Below are 257 nucleotides of genomic sequence, written 5' to 3'. Positions count from 1 at the left end.
ACTTCAGGCCAGCTTGCCTAAAGTTAGCAAATGTTTCCTACAGATCAGCAATGTGATTTTCTTGCTTTGTGCTTTTTACTATGATATCATCAACATATGTTAACACATTTCTGCCTATCTGAGAGTGAAGGACTTTGGCTGTCATTCTACTGAAGCTTCCTCCATCATTCTTGAGCCCCTCAGGCATCCGAAGGTAGCAGTATGTACCACTAGGGGTTATGAAGCTTGTCTTGGGCTCATCTTCTTTCTTCATCCAA

General features: G+C 42.0%; 1 protein-coding gene. It reads right to left on the bottom strand.

The features are described 5' to 3' along the window. Positions 1 to 37: 37 nt before the first annotated feature. Positions 38 to 257 (bottom strand): reverse transcriptase domain-containing protein (locus VN21_RS18970; RefSeq protein ID WP_046821721.1); only part of this gene is annotated, 220 nt, incomplete at its 5' end.

Source organism: Paraclostridium benzoelyticum (assembly GCF_001006285.1).
GTDB classification, from domain to species: Bacteria; Bacillota; Clostridia; order Peptostreptococcales; family Peptostreptococcaceae; genus Paraclostridium; species Paraclostridium benzoelyticum.
Note: the sequence above shows the minus strand (reverse complement) of the source record. Positions and strands in the feature narration are given on the sequence as shown.